This is a genomic window from Feifania hominis, from assembly GCF_014384765.1.
Lineage (GTDB): Bacteria > Bacillota > Clostridia > Oscillospirales > Feifaniaceae > Feifania > Feifania hominis.
In genome coordinates this window covers 209,153-224,667 of the sequence record NZ_JACRSP010000001.1, presented here as the reverse complement: position 1 = coordinate 224,667, position 15,515 = coordinate 209,153, and the positions used below count along the sequence as shown (strand labels likewise).

At 58.6% G+C, this 15,515-nt stretch carries 15 protein-coding genes; 4 read left to right on the top strand and 11 right to left on the bottom strand.

What is annotated here, in order from left to right:
• Window positions 1–45 precede the first annotated feature (45 nt).
• From H8695_RS01085 to H8695_RS01060, 6 genes are all read right to left on the bottom strand, one after another.
• The gene (locus tag H8695_RS01085; RefSeq protein ID WP_249298931.1) at window positions 46–1,014 is read right to left on the bottom strand and encodes a D-2-hydroxyacid dehydrogenase; all 969 of its coding nucleotides are present in this window, start codon (window positions 1,012–1,014) and stop codon (window positions 46–48) included.
• Between the two features lies 1 nt (window position 1,015).
• The gene (locus H8695_RS01080; protein ID WP_249298929.1) at window positions 1,016–1,411 is read right to left on the bottom strand and encodes a DUF4430 domain-containing protein; all 396 of its coding nucleotides are present in this window, start codon (window positions 1,409–1,411) and stop codon (window positions 1,016–1,018) included.
• Complete coding sequence (locus H8695_RS01075) at window positions 1,398–2,267, bottom strand: prenyltransferase/squalene oxidase repeat-containing protein (protein ID WP_249298928.1); 870 nt, start codon at window positions 2,265–2,267, stop codon at window positions 1,398–1,400. The genes H8695_RS01080 and H8695_RS01075 overlap by 14 nt, the downstream gene beginning before the upstream one ends.
• Before the next feature lie 52 nt (window positions 2,268–2,319).
• On the bottom strand, window positions 2,320–2,946 hold the full coding sequence (locus tag H8695_RS01070) for a KpsF/GutQ family sugar-phosphate isomerase (RefSeq protein ID WP_249298926.1): 627 nt from the start codon (window positions 2,944–2,946) through the stop codon (window positions 2,320–2,322).
• A gap of 10 nt (window positions 2,947–2,956) precedes the next feature.
• A complete protein-coding gene (locus H8695_RS01065; RefSeq protein ID WP_249298924.1) occupies window positions 2,957–4,642 on the bottom strand; it encodes a ribulokinase in 1,686 nt (561 codons plus the stop codon).
• A gap of 75 nt (window positions 4,643–4,717) precedes the next feature.
• Window positions 4,718–5,911, bottom strand: a complete 1,194-nt coding sequence (locus H8695_RS01060) for an acetate/propionate family kinase (protein ID WP_249298922.1) — start codon at window positions 5,909–5,911, stop codon at window positions 4,718–4,720.
• A 286-nt stretch (window positions 5,912–6,197) separates the two neighbouring features.
• On the opposite strand from H8695_RS01060, the gene H8695_RS01055 reads away from it, so the two are divergent.
• Both H8695_RS01055 and H8695_RS01050 read left to right on the top strand, forming a co-directional pair.
• Window positions 6,198–7,391, top strand: coding sequence for a tRNA(Met) cytidine acetate ligase (locus H8695_RS01055; protein ID WP_249298921.1), 1,194 nt, complete (start codon window positions 6,198–6,200; stop codon window positions 7,389–7,391).
• A gap of 9 nt (window positions 7,392–7,400) precedes the next feature.
• Window positions 7,401–9,128: a hypothetical protein gene (locus tag H8695_RS01050; RefSeq protein WP_249298920.1), complete on the top strand. Its 1,728-nt coding sequence runs from the start codon at window positions 7,401–7,403 to the stop codon at window positions 9,126–9,128.
• 88 nt (window positions 9,129–9,216) lie between these two features.
• Here the strand turns inward: H8695_RS01050 and H8695_RS01045 are convergent, their stop codons facing one another.
• Both H8695_RS01045 and H8695_RS01040 read right to left on the bottom strand, forming a co-directional pair.
• The gene (locus H8695_RS01045; protein ID WP_249298919.1) at window positions 9,217–10,206 is read right to left on the bottom strand and encodes a diaminopimelate dehydrogenase; all 990 of its coding nucleotides are present in this window, start codon (window positions 10,204–10,206) and stop codon (window positions 9,217–9,219) included.
• A 120-nt stretch (window positions 10,207–10,326) separates the two neighbouring features.
• Window positions 10,327–10,953 carry a flavin reductase gene (locus H8695_RS01040; protein ID WP_249298918.1) on the bottom strand — a complete coding sequence of 209 codons (627 nt, stop codon included), beginning with the start codon at window positions 10,951–10,953 and terminating at the stop codon, window positions 10,327–10,329.
• A gap of 157 nt (window positions 10,954–11,110) precedes the next feature.
• Here H8695_RS01040 and H8695_RS01035 point away from each other — a divergent pair, with 157 nt between their 5' ends.
• The gene (locus tag H8695_RS01035; protein ID WP_249298917.1) at window positions 11,111–11,566 is read left to right on the top strand and encodes a GtrA family protein; all 456 of its coding nucleotides are present in this window, start codon (window positions 11,111–11,113) and stop codon (window positions 11,564–11,566) included.
• Window positions 11,567–11,695: 129 nt separating this feature from the next.
• The gene (locus H8695_RS01030) at window positions 11,696–12,253 is read left to right on the top strand and encodes a DUF6512 family protein (protein ID WP_249298916.1); all 558 of its coding nucleotides are present in this window, start codon (window positions 11,696–11,698) and stop codon (window positions 12,251–12,253) included.
• Window positions 12,254–12,283: 30 nt separating this feature from the next.
• Here H8695_RS01030 and H8695_RS01025 read toward each other — a convergent pair whose 3' ends face one another.
• From H8695_RS01025 to H8695_RS01015, 3 genes are all read right to left on the bottom strand, one after another.
• A complete protein-coding gene (locus H8695_RS01025) occupies window positions 12,284–12,763 on the bottom strand; it encodes a DUF6530 family protein (protein ID WP_249298915.1) in 480 nt (159 codons plus the stop codon).
• A 131-nt stretch (window positions 12,764–12,894) separates the two neighbouring features.
• The gene (locus H8695_RS01020) at window positions 12,895–14,073 is read right to left on the bottom strand and encodes an alginate O-acetyltransferase AlgX-related protein (RefSeq protein WP_249298914.1); all 1,179 of its coding nucleotides are present in this window, start codon (window positions 14,071–14,073) and stop codon (window positions 12,895–12,897) included.
• Between the two features lie 11 nt (window positions 14,074–14,084).
• A complete protein-coding gene (locus H8695_RS01015) occupies window positions 14,085–15,509 on the bottom strand; it encodes an MBOAT family O-acyltransferase (RefSeq protein WP_249298913.1) in 1,425 nt (474 codons plus the stop codon).
• Between the last annotated feature and the right edge of the window lie 6 nt (window positions 15,510–15,515).

Below are 15,515 nucleotides of genomic sequence, written 5' to 3'. Positions count from 1 at the left end.
AATATTTTGCAGGCCCCGGTATCTTTTTTGGTGTAAATCACGGTTTTACAGCGTCACACCGTTCACCGAATTGCGCGCGACGCCTCGGGCGAAGCTCAGCGCGTTTTCAATGGTCTCGTCAATGAGCCTGCGGCGCGCCTCAAGCGTTGCCCAGGCGATGTGTGCCGTAATAAAGCAGTTGCGCGCACTCAGCAGCGGGTTGTCTTTGGCCGGCGGCTCGGTCGAGAGCACATCGACGCCGGCGCCTGCAATACGGCCCTCGTTCAGGGCGTCGGCGACATCCTGCTCGTTGAGCACGGGGCCGCGCGATGTGTTGATCAAAAAGGCGCTCGGTTTCATGAGGGCGAGATGCGCCCGGTCGATCAGTCCCGTTGTCTCGGGAAACAGCGGGCAGTGGATGGTGATGACATCCGCCTCACGGCAGAGCGTCTCGAGATCGACCCAGCGAAAGCGCGGATCGTCAGGTGTGTCGCGCTGCGTGCGGCTGTTCGCGATGACGTTCATACCAAAGGCGAACGCAATCTGCGTCACTTTGCGCCCGATTGAGCCAAAGCCGATGATGCCGATGGTCTTGCCCGCGAGCTCATGCAGAGGGAAATCCCAGAAGCAGTAGTCCCGGGCGTTTACCCAGCGGCCCTCATGTACGGCGCGGCTGTGGTGCCCAACCTGCATGCAGTGTTCGAGCAGCAGCGCGAACACATGCTGCGCCACCGAGTCGGTGCTGTACGCCGGCACATTGGTGACCAGAATTCCACGACGCCGCGCCGCCTCAATGTCGACGACATTGTAGCCGGTTGAGGCACAGCCGATATAACGGAGCTTTGGCAGAGCCTCCATGCGCGCCTCGTCGAAGATCACCTTATTTGTGATGATGAGCTCTGCGTCCCGGCAGCGCTCCAGCACAAGCTCGGGCGGCGTGCGGTCGTAAACCTCATACTCCCCGATCTGACCGAGCGGTTCCCAGGAAAAATCGCCGGGGTTTAAAGCATATCCGTCAGTAACTACCGTTTTCATATTAGTCCTCCCTCTCGCCGGTGTAGCGCCAGACGATCTCATCGCCGTCACCCACCGTCTTTTTTGCCGCGCTCTGGAACACTGCCTCGCCGTTGATCTCATACACCCAGCCGGACGATGCGCCGTGCTCCTTTTCCGCAAGTCCCGCAAGCGAGCTGATGTAGCCGCCGCTGTTTACATAGTCGATTCCCGCCCTGTCGCAGTAGGCTGTGAGAATGTCGAGCACCGTCTGCTCCCCCGTGACGTCAATGGTCTCCCCGTCACAGAATTTCTCATCGTCCCACTCGATGCTGAGCGTAATCTGCCCGGGCTGCGCGGTACTCTCTTTCGGCGCACAGCCCGCGAACAGCATCAAAATGACAAGGGCGAAAATTGCAAAACTCCTACTTCTTCTCATTCTGCTCTGCCGGTACCGCACCGCGTACAAAAAAGCTCTTTTCCGCCGTGACCGCGTCAAGCGCGGTGAGCGCCTGATAGGTTGTCATGCGGTTCGCCTGCTTGTCCTGCGGCTCGTTTTTGAAGCCTCCATCCTCCAGCTGATACGAAATCAGCTCGTCTACAATTTTGTTCCAGCGCTTCTCACTCAGATCGACACCGCAGTCCTGAAGCCCGGTGATCACCGTCGCGAGCGTCGTCGCATTTTCGAGTCCCATCTCGGCGAAGCCTCCGTCTTCGAGCTGCACTTCGTCGAGATAGGCGACTGCCTCCTCCACAGCCTGCCGAGCCCGGTCGTCGTCGTAAAGCGAGAGAGCAGACAGGGCCATTCCCGTCACGTCGACGCTCTCCCCCCACTCGGGCGAAAAGCAGAAAGCGCCGCTGTCAAGCTGTTTTTCCAGAATGGCGTCGAGCGCCGCCGTACGGTTGTAACTCTGCGAAAAGTGCTCGAGCGCAAGCACCGCGTACACAGTCTCGTTGAGGTAGCCAAAGCCGCCGTCCGCCTGCTGGGCATTCGCAATTTCCTGCGGCAGATCGACGCCGAGGGCTGTATGGGGGTCTTCTCCGATGGCCTCGAGCGCGTAAGCGGCGCCGACAAGGTTTGAAACGCCCTCATCGAGTTTGATTTTCCGAATGATCGTCAAAGCGGCGTCATGGTCCACCTCGCCGCCGGACGCGGTGATTGCCGCGATCTCCCACCAGTGGTCGGGAGGATTCTGCTTATAGAAGTCGAGCACCCCTTTCTTACTCGCACAGCCGGAAAGGGCCGCCACAATCAGTATCACCACGCAAAAAAGTGCTGTTGTTCTCTTTTTCATCGTCTCACTCCATATGCAAGGGGCGGGTCATCACCCGCCCCGCGTCCTTTCACTATTTTCCAAGCTGCTCCATCAGCAGATGTCCCACTGCGCCGTTCGGGTGATTGCACAGAAACGCCTCTTTGGAAAACTGCGGATACTGCTCCATGGCAATCGCCATGGCGTCAAAGGCTGCAATGACTGCGAGCGTACTTGAAGTTGCAAGCATTCCGAGCGGGCAGGCCTCCTGTTCCACCGTGGCCGACACAATGACGTCAGAGAGCTTTCCGAGCGCCGACTCCGGCTTTTCCGTCACCCCGATGAGCTTTGCGCCTTTCTCCTTGATCGACGGCAGAATCCGCACGAGCTCCTCGGAGGAACCGCCCTTTGAAATGGCGATTACCACGTCGTCTCTCTCAATGACGCCGAGTCCGCCGTGGGCCGCTTTTCCCCCGTCGAGCATAACTGCCGGCACATTGACCACGTTGAACGAGTGGGCGATTTTCTCCGCCGCACAGGCCGAGGTGCCGAGGCCAAAGGTGACAATTTTTCGTCCGGCCGCCACACAGTCGGCCACCATTTCAAGGGCCACACAGAAACTGTGGCGGTCAATGCGTTCGCAGAGCGCCGCAATGCTGCGGCTCTCATTGTCCCAGACCCGGTTGGCCTCCTGCCACATCTGATCGTAGGTCATACTCATATTCTCCTCCTCAAGCGCGGTCGCGCTGCTGCTGACGCAGCGCTTTCATGCGCTTCATCACATCGTTGACGCCGGTGCCGAAATAGTCGTGAAGCAGCTGATACTCTGCAAAGATCCTCTCGTAGACTCTGCTGTTTTCCGGATTTGGATGGTATCCTTTCGGCGAGAGTTTGCACAGTGCGCGCGAGGCCTGCTGGATGCTGTCGTAGCCGCCGAGCGCGCTCCCCGCCGCGACGGCGCCGTACATGGCCGCGCCGCAGGCCGAGGACTGTTTGGAGGTCGAGACCTTGATCTCCCGCCCCGTGACGTCGGCATAGATCTGCATCATCATCTCATTTTTTCTCGCGATGCCGCCGCAGGCCCGAATCTCACGAATCGGCACGCCGTTCTTCTCAAAGTTGTCGACAATGATTTTGGTGCCGAACGCGGTGGCCTCAATCAGCGCGCGATAGATCTCCTCCGGCTTCGTCAGAAGCGTAAGCCCCAGAATGAGGCCGGTCAAATCCGAGTCGATCAGCTTTGTGCGGTTGCCGTTTAGCCAGTCGAGCGCGATCAGGCCGCTCTCACCCGGGCGCAGCGCCTGTGCCTTTTCCGTGAGCAGCGTGTGGATGTTGATCCCGCGCTCACGCGCCTGTCGCTCATAGTCCTCGGGCACACAGTTCGACACAAACCAGTCGAGCAGATCACCTGTCGCCGGCTGGCCTGCCTCATAGCCGAAGTAGCCCGGGATGAGCGCGTCTTCGACAACGCCGCAGATGCCCGGCACTTTCTGCTCGCTCTCGCTTAGCACCATATGGCAGCTCGAGGTGCCCATGATGATCATCAGAAGCCCCGCCTCGACTGCGCCGACCGTCGGCATGGAGGCCGGCGCGTCCGCGATGGCAACTGCGACCGGCGTGCCCTCACACAGCCCCAGGCAGCCCGCCCACTCCGCATTCAAGAGGCCCGCGCGCGAGCCCACCGGGCAGATGTTGTCGGGCTGAAACTTGTCTTCGATGAGGTTTTCCACTCTGGGGTTGAGGCGTTTGAAAAACGCCTTGCTCGGAAAGCCCAGCCGCTTGTTCCACGCGGTTTTAAAGCCCGCGGAGTAATTGCTCCAGGTGCGCTTGCCCGTGAGGGTCGCCACCATGAAGTCCCCCGCCTCCATAAAGAGGTCGGCGGCGTCATAGATCTCGGGGGCCTCGTCTGCAATCTGCAGGGATTTCGCGAGCATCCACTCCGCCGAGAGCTTGCCGCCGTAAAAGTCGAGAAACGGCTCGCCCATCTCCCGGCCAATGCGGTTGATCTCGTCGGCCTCGGGCTGCGCGGCGTGGTGTTTCCAGAGCTTCATATAGGCGTGCGGGTTCTCACGATACTCCGGCAGAAAGCACAGCGGCGTGTTGTCTCTGTCCACCGGCAGCATGGAGCAGGAGGTGAAATCAATGCCGATGCCGATGACGTCCTGCGCCGCGACGCCGGAATCCTTAAGGACTTTCGGCACGCAGACCCGCAGCACCTCGAGATGATCCGCCGGGTGTTGAAGCGCCCAGTCGATGTCGAGGGTCACTTCACTGTCGGGCAGACGTTCGTCGATCACGCCGTGGGGATATTCGAGCACCGCCTCGGCGACCTCCTCGCCCGTGCGCACATTCATCAGCAGTGCGCGGCCGGATTTTGTTCCATAGTCGACGCCAAGGGCGTATTTGTTCTCTCCCATAAGAGCCTCCTGTTCAAAGGGGGCGCGGGCCGCCGGCTCATGCCCGGCGGCCGCTCCCCCATGTGTTCTGATTGATTACAGAGCCTCGACGATCTCTCTTGTATCGCGCGCGATCATCAATTCCTCGTTGGTGGGAATGACAAACAGCTTGACTTTCGAGGAATCTTTCGAGATGAGCGCCTCGCACCGACGGGTGTCGTTGCGCTTCTCATCGAGCTCGATGCCCAGATGCTCAAGGCCGCTGACAATATCTCGGCGAAGCTCAATGCCGTTTTCGCCGACGCCCGCGGTAAATGTGATGGCGTCCACCCGTCCGAGCACTGCGAGGTAGGAGCCGATGTACTTTTTGACCTGGTAGACCAGCATGTCGCGCGCGAGCTTGGCGCGGGTGTTGCCCTCAGCGATCGCAGCGTCGATGTCGCGCATGTCGCTCGACACACCCGAGAGTCCCAGAAAGCCCGACTTCTTGTTGAGCAGATCGTTCGCCTGTGCAGGTGTCAAATTCTCCCGCTCCATGATCTCAAAGATGGCCGCCGGATCAAGGTTGCCCGAGCGGGTGCCCATAATCAGGCCCTCAAGAGGAGTAAAGCCCATGGTGGTGTCAACGCACTTGCCGTTTTGCACCGCGCAGATGGAGGAGCCGTTGCCGAGGTGGCAGGAGATCAGATTGACCTCGCCGCTGCTCTTGCCGAGCATCTCCGCCGTGCGGCGGGTGATGTACTTGTGCGATGTGCCGTGGAAGCCGTACTTGCGAATGTGATTCTCTTCGTAATATTTATAGGGCAGCGCATACATGAACGCGACCGGATCCATGGTCTGGTGGAAACTGGTGTCAAAGACCGCAACCTGAGGCACGCCCGGCATGGCCTTTTCGCAGGCGCGGATGCCCATGAGATTTCCAGGCATGTGCAGCGGGCCGAAGGGCACGAGTTCCTCCATGCCGGCCATCGTCTCCGGCGTGACGAGAACCGACTCCTTAAATGTCTCGGCGCCGTGGAGCACACGGTGTCCAACCGCCGTGATCTCCGACAGGTCGGCGATGCAACCGTTCTCACTGTCCGTGATGGCAGAGATGACCTGCGCGATCGCCTCGGCGTGCGAGGGCATGGCGACATCCATTTTGATCTCCCGGTCGCCGGCTGTCTGGCTGAACTTGCCGTCGATGCCGATTCGCTCGCAGAGACCCTTTGCCATGACCTCGGAGGAGTCCATGTCGATGAGCTGATACTTCAGCGATGAACTTCCCGCGTTGATTACCAGAATTTTCATTACAACCACCCATCCGCCGCAATCGCGGCAAAATTAATTCGTCTCCCGAAGAGCCGCAAAAACCTGCCACTTGATTCAGCGGCAAATTTCAAATAAAATGAGTTCGGATTCTTTTTCCAGCGAACTCACGGAATTATTATAATATAAATTGTCCGCCGCCACAATAGTTTTGCCGGATTCCTGCGGTAAAAAACGCGTTCTCACCGCGGTTTCGGCTCCTTTTTTCCACTTTTCCGTCTAAACCGGGTGTAAAGCTCCCATATTCTCTGTAAGGGGGATCTCAGACATGAAGACAGCCGCCGTCATTGCCGAGTACAATCCATTTCACAGCGGACACGCCCACCAGCTCAGGGCGACCCGCGAGCGGGGCGCGACCCATATTATCTGTGTCATGTCCGGCAACTTCGTGCAGCGCGGCGAGTGTGCCGTGTTCGACAAGTGGACGCGTGCCGAGGCCGCACTGGCGGGCGGCGCCGATCTGGTCCTCGAGCTGCCGACGCCGGTTGCCACCGCCTCGGCGGAACAATTCGCCGCGGGTGCCGTCGAACTCATACAGGCCTGCGGCTGCGTCGATTTCCTCTGTTTTGGCAGCGAAGCCGGAGAGCTCTCACTGCTCGAGGAAATTGCCGGCGCCCTGCTGGAGCCCTCCTTTCACCCCGACATGCGCGAGCTGCTCAAAACCGGTGTCTCCTACCCCGCGGCCCGGGAAATCTGGCTCTCCCGCCGGCTCGGCGAAGCCGCGGCGGACGCCATCCGACAGCCAAACAACATCCTCGCAGTCGAGTATCTCAAGGCTCTGCGTAAGCAGCGCTCGCCGATTGTCCCCATCACGGTGCTGCGCCGGGGTGCCGGCTACCATGACCACGCCGCAACAGCGGTGTACGCATCGGCCGCCGGAATTCGCGCGGGCCTTCTCGGCGGCGACCGCTCCATGCTCGACACTTTCACCCCTGCCGAGTGTCTTATCCCCTATGAGCAGGCTCTGCGCGAGGGCCGCGCACCGGCCTCTCTCAGGCCGCTGGAGTCCGCCATTCTCACGCGGCTTCGCACACTCTCTCTGGACGAATTCGCCGCTCTGCCCGACGTCAGCGAGGGGCTGCAAAACCGGCTGTACGAGAGCGCCCGGGCCGCCTGCTCCCTCGAGGAATTCTACCGGCTCGCCCACGCGCGGCGCTATCCCGACGCCAGGCTGCGGCGTATCGTGCTCGCAGCGCTGCTCGGTACGCCCTGCGGACCTTTTTCCCCGCCCTATCTCAAGCCCCTTGCGGCCAATGGGCGCGGTGTGGAACTTCTCGGGCGCATCCGCCGCGAGGGCACGCTTCCCCTGGCGGCAAAACCCGCCGACATCCCCTCGCTCGGGCCCGCTGCGGCCGAGCTCTTCGCCTTTGAAAACCGGGCCACTGACCTCTACCATCTCTGCACACCGAGGCCGCGCCCCTGCGCAATGGAGTACCGTTTCTCCCCCATTATCAAACAGTGAGGTAATATCATGAAACATCGGTCGATTCTCCGAGCACTCGCCCTTGTGTTGGTCATGGCCGCTCTTCTGGGCGGCTGCTCCAAAGAGCAGCCTGATCCCTCCGACCCCATACTGCCCGACGGCCTTCCTCTCCCGTGGGAGGAGCATGAGGTCCTTGCCACCATCACCGATTCTGCCACGCTCGCCGAGGCCTGGGACCCGCTGCTCTTCAACGCCAGCTACTCCTTTCAGGACGGCTTTGCCGACTACGATGAGCTCACGACCATCGAAGTTCTGACCTTTCTTCGCTACTGTGCGCTGCACGAGGGCGACTGGGTCAGCGACGGCCCCTTTGACGACGCTTTCTATGAGAATATGGAAAACCAGCTCTCCAAAGAGCGAGCCCTCGCTCTGGCCGGGCGCTATTTCGGCCGCGATGTCATCAACGACGAAAACTACCCCGACCTCTACACCGACGCCGCGACCGGCATGGAGTACTATCTCGGATTTCAAAAGGGGCCGGACTACGACACACCCGCATACGACGCCGGCGAGCCGTTCCGTCTGACCAAAATCGAACAGGTCACAGAGCGCGACTACATCGCCTTTGTCGAGCGCATCGAGTCACGCGACGGCGAGACCGTGGTCGTGCGCAATCAGTACTACTATCTCGGCCGGCATGACGACGGCACTTTCTACCTCACCGGCGGCGTCTCGCGGTGGGATGAGTACTACGATGCCGAGCTCTCGGGTGAGCTGACACACTTTGATACGGTCCTCGGCCGCAGCGCTCAGCGCTACTACTCACTCGAGCTGCTCGGCGAGCCGATGGCAGTCGGCGAAAGACTGCTCTTCGTCGGCCTGCAGAACAACAACTACGCCGCCGAATACAAGAGTTCTGCAACTGGGGAATCTCTTCTGACGCGCGAACTCACGGTGGACGGGCAGAATCTCGCGTTCGCTTCACTCGGCGAGACCATCCACGGCGCGCTGTATCGAAACGACTGCCTGGTCATCACCAGTTCCCGCGCACTGTATCTCTTTGACGGAGATCTCGAATTCATCAACCGCGTACCCCTGCCCGTTGTCATCGGCGAAGCCTATGACGTCAGCGACGATCTCACACAGGTTGTCGCCTGCAACGACAGCGGCGTCAGCCTCATCAACCTGGCGGAAAACAGCAGCGAGCTGCTGCTCGCCCACCCGAATGCAGACGGCGACGAGGAGCAGCAGGTGCGCTATGTGACAGCCGGCTTTGTACAGGGTGACAGCAAGATCTTTGCCATGGCAAACGGCTACGAGTGGACCGACAGCTTCGCGCTCTACGACCTTGCGCAGCGCAGTGTCATCACCTACCCCGCACCCTACAGCAGGCTCCTGTACTCCAGCGACGACGGCGGCGCCGTGATTCTCAGTGCGGACGAGGATTCGATCGCTCCCGCGCTTCTGATCGACTTTGCAACCGGCGATCTGCGCCAGGCTGATTTTGATCACAACGTCTCTCTCATGCCGAGCCGTCTCGCCGGGGACGATCTCTACTTTGTCGAACAGAGCGAGCGTGAGGACGGAAAACAGGTCTATGCGCTCAAAATACACTCCTTTGAGACCGCCGAGGACTCGCCGGCCCTCTTTACCGCTGTGACCGAACCGCATGGCTACATCGGGGAATTTGATCTGCTCGCCATTCTGCCCGACGGCCGGGCGCTGATTCGCTACTACTTCCTCGGGACATTTGGCTACGGTATCACAGCCGGCTGATCAAACGGCAGAGGTTCTCTCCACCTCTTTTCGTGCGCAGCCCAAATAAAAAGACCGGCGGTCGAAATCGGCCGCCGGTCTTTTATCTTTATAACAGATTTTTGATCAGTTCATCGCGTCCGAGAGGCGACAGCGCTGTGAGCGGAATGTCGAACACGGTCTTTCCCCCGCTGACGCCCTCGCGAGAGAGACGCACTGCCGCGCGCGCATAGGCCGCGAGAATGCTGCCCGTAAACTCCGGATTCGAGTCGAGCTTGAGCGCGTACTCAATCACATGGCGGTTCTCCTCGCCGGTGAAGCCGGTTTTGCCGGTGCGGAACACAAAGCCGCCGTGCGGCATACGGCTGTGTTTCTCGTGCAGCTCCTGCTCGGTGATGAAGTGCACGGTTGTGTCATAGTCGGCAAAGTAGTTCGGCATGGTGACAATATCGTGCTCAATGCGCGCCCGGTCGGCGCCCTCCTGCGCGACCACATAGCACTCGCGTACATGCTTTTGACGCGTGGTCAGCGCGGGATTCTCCCCCGCGCGCACCCGTTCGCAGGCCTGCTCGATCGGTACGGTATACTGGATGGCATTTTTGACCCCCTCGACGCGGCGGATGGCATCCGAGTGGCCCTGGCTGACGCCGCGGCCCCAGAACGTGTAGTCGTTGCCGTCAGGCAGAACACTGCCGCCGATAGCCCGCATGATGGAGAACAGGCCCGGATCCCAGCCGACGGAGACAATGCTCAGCGTGCCCGCCTGTCTTGCAGCCGCATCGACCGACTGCAGATATTCCGGGATCTTCGCGTGGGTATCGAAGCTGTCGACCGTGTTGAACAGCGCCGCGATCTGCGGCCCCTGCACCGGCAGATCGGTCGCCGAACCGCCGCAGAGCACCATCACGTCGACGGCGCCGCGATAGGAGGCAATCTCATCCATGTGCACCAGCTTTGCGCCGCTGCGGGTTGTCACGCTCTTCGGGTCGCGCCGGGTGAAAACGGCGACCAGCTCCATATCCTCGGCCGCCGAGATGGCCGCCTCCACGCCGCGGCCAATGTTGCCGTAGCCCACAATACCAACTCTGATTTTCTGCATGTTTCATCGCTCCTGACCTGAAAAATTTCTGTACAAAGTATAACACAGATCAAAAAAGTCGCACAGCACTTTTCAAAAAAATCCGCCCAAAATGGGCGGATTTTTGCAGATCATTTCCTCTCAGATCTTCTCAAAGACTCTCTTCGGCGCATGGCAGACGGGGCACTCGTAGTCTTCGGGCAGCTCGTCAAATTTTTTGCCCTCGGCCTGCTCGTCATAGATGTAGCCGCAAATGGCGCATTTGTAGCGGCCGCCGGTCGCTTTCTGCTCGCGGATGGCACGGGCCTTGCGCTCGCGGTATTCGTTGTAGCTGATCGGCGCCTTGTCGCTGAACAGTTTCGCTTCAACCGGACGCACAACAAAGATGGTGTGGGTGTAGACGTCGATCACGTCAATGACTTCGCCCTCAAAGTAGCCGAGACTGTTGTCTTTCAAAATCGGGGCGCCGGTCACACCGGTCTCATAGTCCACCGTCGCAAACTTATCCACCGCTCTGCCCGACTGCATGCCAAAGTGGTTCACCACCGACATGTCGAGATCCTCCGGCAGGATGTTGACCGAGATCTTCTTCGATTTCTTGACAAATTCGTTGGTGAGATTTTCCCGGTTCAGGCTCACGGCAATCGTGACAGGGTCGTTTGAAATCTGCATGATGGCGTCCGCAATCTGTGCGTTGACTCTACCCTCGTGGACGCTGCCCACCACATAGAGGCCGTAAGTCATTTTAAAGAACGTTTGAATGTCCATTTTTTCTCTCCTCACTTTATACGGATACTGTCTCTAATATATACCAATTTGCTCTGTCCTTACAATCCCTCTGGCAAATTTCTCATTTTTTCTGCACAGCGGACTTTTGTTTGTCCGCAAAAAGAGGTACAATAGTCAGGTCAAAGGAAGTGAAATCATGTGTCAAAAAAGAGAGTTCAAGCTCTTTGGAAAGACCGTCAGCGCTGAATTTCTACGTCAATTTGTGCGCTATCTCATCATCGGTGTCTCGGCGGTTGTTGTGGAATATCTGCTCTTTCTCGGGATGCTCACCTTTTTAAAGGGTGTCACGATCAACCTGGGCTTTGCAGCGTTTGACGGGGAGTTTCTGGCCAATTCCATCGCCATGATTCTCGGCGCAGTCTACTCCTTTCTGCTCAACCGGTTCTGGTCGTTTCAGTCCAAAGCGCCAGTCGGAATGCAGATGGTCAAGTATGCCATTCTCTTTGTGTTCAATCTCTTCGCCTCCAACTTTCTGCTCTACTGTCTGAGTGGTCTGCTGGTGCATCTTCCGGTGGAGCTTGCAAAAGTTCCCGTAATGGGTATTATCGCCCTGTGGAACTTTTTCATGTACCGGGTCTTTGTCTACCGCTGAGCAAAACGGCGCCGAGAATTCGGCGCCGTTTTCATAATCGATCTTCTGCCTTCATAGAGTGTATCACAGGCGTGCGCACGCCCCGCAGGGGGAGCGCGGCCATTCTCTTTGTCAAAGGAGACGGTGCGCTTGACGAAAGCCGATCAAAAAACTCTGTGGACGCTCGAGTGCGTCGGCATCGGGTTTGGGGTGCTCAGCGCCTTTTTGCTGCACTTTCTCTACGGATGGTGCGGCTTTTCTCCCGTTGTCGGTTTTTTCTCTCCGGTCAACGAGAGTGTATTCGAGCACACAAAGCTTGTCTTTTTCCCGTATCTGCTCTTTGCGCTTTTCGAGTATCTGCTGCTCAGACGGCGCGGCGTAGTTCCCTGCGGCTTCTTTGAGACAAAGTCGGCGGGGGCGATGCTCGCGGTCGTCCTCACCGTCTCAATCTACTATCTCTACAGCGGCATCCTCGGCACAAATCTGCTCGTTTTCGATATTCTGATCGCCCTCGGTGCAGTCTTTTGCAGCTACCGGTTCTCCTGCCGTCGGCTGCATGACGGCGCGCCCGCCTGCGGCAGAGCTGCGGCCTTTATTGCCGTCTCGCTGACGCTTCTGTGCTACTTCGTCTTCACCTACCGCCCGCCCGAAATCGGGCTCTTTTTCGACCCTATGCACTTTGCCTATGGTCCCTACCCCTATGTGTGAAAAGCGGCGTGCCTGATGCACGCCGCTTTTTCAGTAGCCCATCTCTTTGAGAATGCGCGAGAGAGTGCGAAAGCGCTCACCGAGCATCTCATCGTCCGCTGAGAGAGTAGAGGCGAAGAGCTTGATGTCCTCGTCGAGCATGGGATTGTCCCGGCAGACTGCCACCGTCATGGCGTCGCCCTGCAGGCCCACCCGGTCGATGATCTCGTTTGACTCATCGTAGAGCTTCGGGAAGCGGTAGGCCTCGCGGAAATACTGTTCGGCGCGGCACACAAGAATGGCAAGATCCAGCACCCGGTGCAACGGCAGCTCCTCCGACTGGCGCGACCACTTCTCACCCGTGTGACGCCAGACCTTGGCCGAGATGTCGACTTTGCCACGGTCGTTCCACTGCGCAAGCCCCAGAGACAGGCCCTTTGTGTCGGAGCAGTAAGCATTGCGTCCGTCGATGTTCTCGTAGTTTTCCGATACGATGACCGGTTTGTGTTTGAGCGTTGTCGGGATTTTCATGGCATTGCTCCTTACTAATTTAGTAAATTACTATTTTACTATATATAGTATAACTCTTTTTTGCTCCAAAAGCAAATAAAAAAGCCGTCAGAAACGACGGCTTTTCGGTAAAAACAGGTCCTTTATCAAATTCAGCGGTATTTTCCGTTGCCCTCGAGCGAGACATAGCTCGTATCGTCCCGAATGGAGATGACAATGTCAGGCTGGTACTGCTCAATGTACTCGTAGAGAGTCTTTTCCTCATAGTAGCGCAGATCGAGAATGCGAGTCTCATCGAAATGGTAGTAGATCAGCGTCTCCACGGGGTTTGAAAATGAATCGCCAAACAACAGCAGCTTCGGCAGATCAGGCCGATCCGTGGTGATGATCGTCTCGGCGTTGTCGCCGCCCATATAGACCCCGTAATTCGATGGTTCACCCTCACCGGGTATAAAAAAGATTTTGTCGCCGAGCTCGACGTCGCCATCGCGCCGTGAGAGGGGAACTTTCACCTTTGGCTCGGCAATGACCGCGTGTTCCTCGCAGGGATAGAGGTTGTACAGCTTTCGATTTCGCGAGCCGTAGTAGTCGTTTGGCAGCGTCTCAAAGACCAGATCCTGCTCTTCGAGAGGCGCAATCTGCCACTCGCCCGAGGCATTGATGGCGTCGACAATCTTTCGGTAGGTCTCATAGGCGCCGTAAAAATTGAAGTGGTGGTCCACCGCCGAGTAGTACTGCCGGGCATTGTCCGGGGTAAACGTGTCCGCCATGTCGACACAGGGCACTCCCCCGGCGCGCAGAGACGAAAACAGGCGCTCGGAAACGGCGTCAAGTTCGTCCTCTCTGCTGTTGAGATAGCCTGGGAAATACCCGCGCAGCGCCGACGACTGCTCGGGAATGCCGACGTAGTAGAACTCTCCGCCGTTTTCTCTGACCCACTCGCGCAGCGCCACAACCTCCTGCGCCGCGGCGTCGGCAGCCGCGACAAGTGCCTGTTCGTCGGCACGTTGAAAGCTGTTGAGCGGCAGCAGCACCTCGGGCGTTACGACCACGTCGTTTACCACCGGCAGGCGCAGCAGCTTCATATTGAGCTCCACATAGGCCGTGAGCAGTTTGTCACGCCCGTAAATATGGTCGGAAAAGTAGGTCTCAAGGTCTTTCATGTACTGGCCGGAGAGAACCGTTTGGGCCGAAAGCTGCGGCGCCGCGGCAAGGCTGCGGTTTTCGTAAGGTGAGAAATCCTGTTTGGGCTCGAGTTTGGTAAGCACCGGCACGGAGAAGATGGCGAGCAAAAACAGGATGACAAGGCAGATCTGACCACTCTTTTTCATCGCGTCTCCTCCTAAAAGCGAAAGTAGATAAAGGGGTTGAACGTCGAGCTGACGAGATACACCACCGAGAGTGCGAAGAGCCCCGCCAGACACAGATTTCTCGCATGGTAGCGCACAAACAGCGCCGCACGGCACGCCGAACGGCGATCAAGCAGGCGCTGTACCGCCGGAACCACGGGGAGCGACGCGACAAGCGCTACGGCAAAGAATGCCCCGTATTCGAGCAGGACGTAGAGAGCCTGTCCCGAGAGGAACCCTCCCGCCCCGAAGCCGAACATGGCGCGCAGATAGGCGCCCGCCGCCGGCAGATCATTTGCGCGGAAGAGCACCCAGCCCACAAGGATGAGCACCAGCGCGTAGAGGTGCTGCACCGCGCCCGGCAGCCTTTTGAGCAGGGCGCCCCAGAGATATTTCTCACCGATCAGCAGCACGCCGAAATAGAGGCCCCAGACGAGAAAGTTCCACGCAGCGCCGTGCCAGAAGCCGGTCAGGCACCACACGACCAGAATGTTGCGCAGATGGCGCGCCGTGCCGCCGCGGTTGCCGCCGAGCGGTATGTAGACGTAATCGCGAAACCAGGTGCCCAGTGAAATGTGCCACCGGCGCCAGAATTCGGTGATCGACTTCGAGAGATAGGGGTAGTCGAAATTCTCCAGAAAATGAAAGCCGAACATCTTCCCGAGACCGATTGCCATATCAGAGTAACCCGAGAAATCAAAGTAGACCTGAAAGGCATAGGCTGCGGCGCCGAGCCAGGCGAGCGCCGCCGAGAGCTCTCCTGCCGGCACCGCAAACGCCGCGTCGGTCGCCTGGCCGATGGTGTTTGCGAGCAGCACCTTTTTGGCAAGCCCCACGACAAAGCGCGAGATACCGTCGGCGAAGTCGTCGAGGGTCTCACGGCGGTTTCTGATCTCATCGGCCACCGTCTCATAGCGCACGATCGGACCCGCGATCAACTGGGGAAACAGCGACACATAGAGCGCCACATTGAGCGGGTTCCTTTGAGCCGCCGCGCCGCCCCGGTACACGTCGAGCACATAGCTCAGGCCCTGAAAGGTGAAAAACGAGATGCCAATCGGCATGACGATGTTCCAAAGCTCCACCGACAGACCGAAGAGCCGGTTCAGATTCCCAACGAAAAAGGTCGTGTACTTGAAATAGGCGAGAATGCCGATGTTGCAGACGACAGCCCCCGCCACCCACCATTTTCCCGCCCGGCCGTCAAAGCGTGAGACGGCCAGACCGAACAGATAGTTGAGCAGAATGGAGCCGAGCATCACCAGCACATACTTTGGCTCGCCGTAGGCGTAAAAGCCGAGGCTTGCAATCAACAGCAGCAGATTGCGCAGCCACCGCAGGCGCCCTGGCACGGCAAAGTAGACCGCAAGCAGCGCCGGCAGAAACAGAAAGATAAAATTGACACTTGAAAAGAGCATAATACC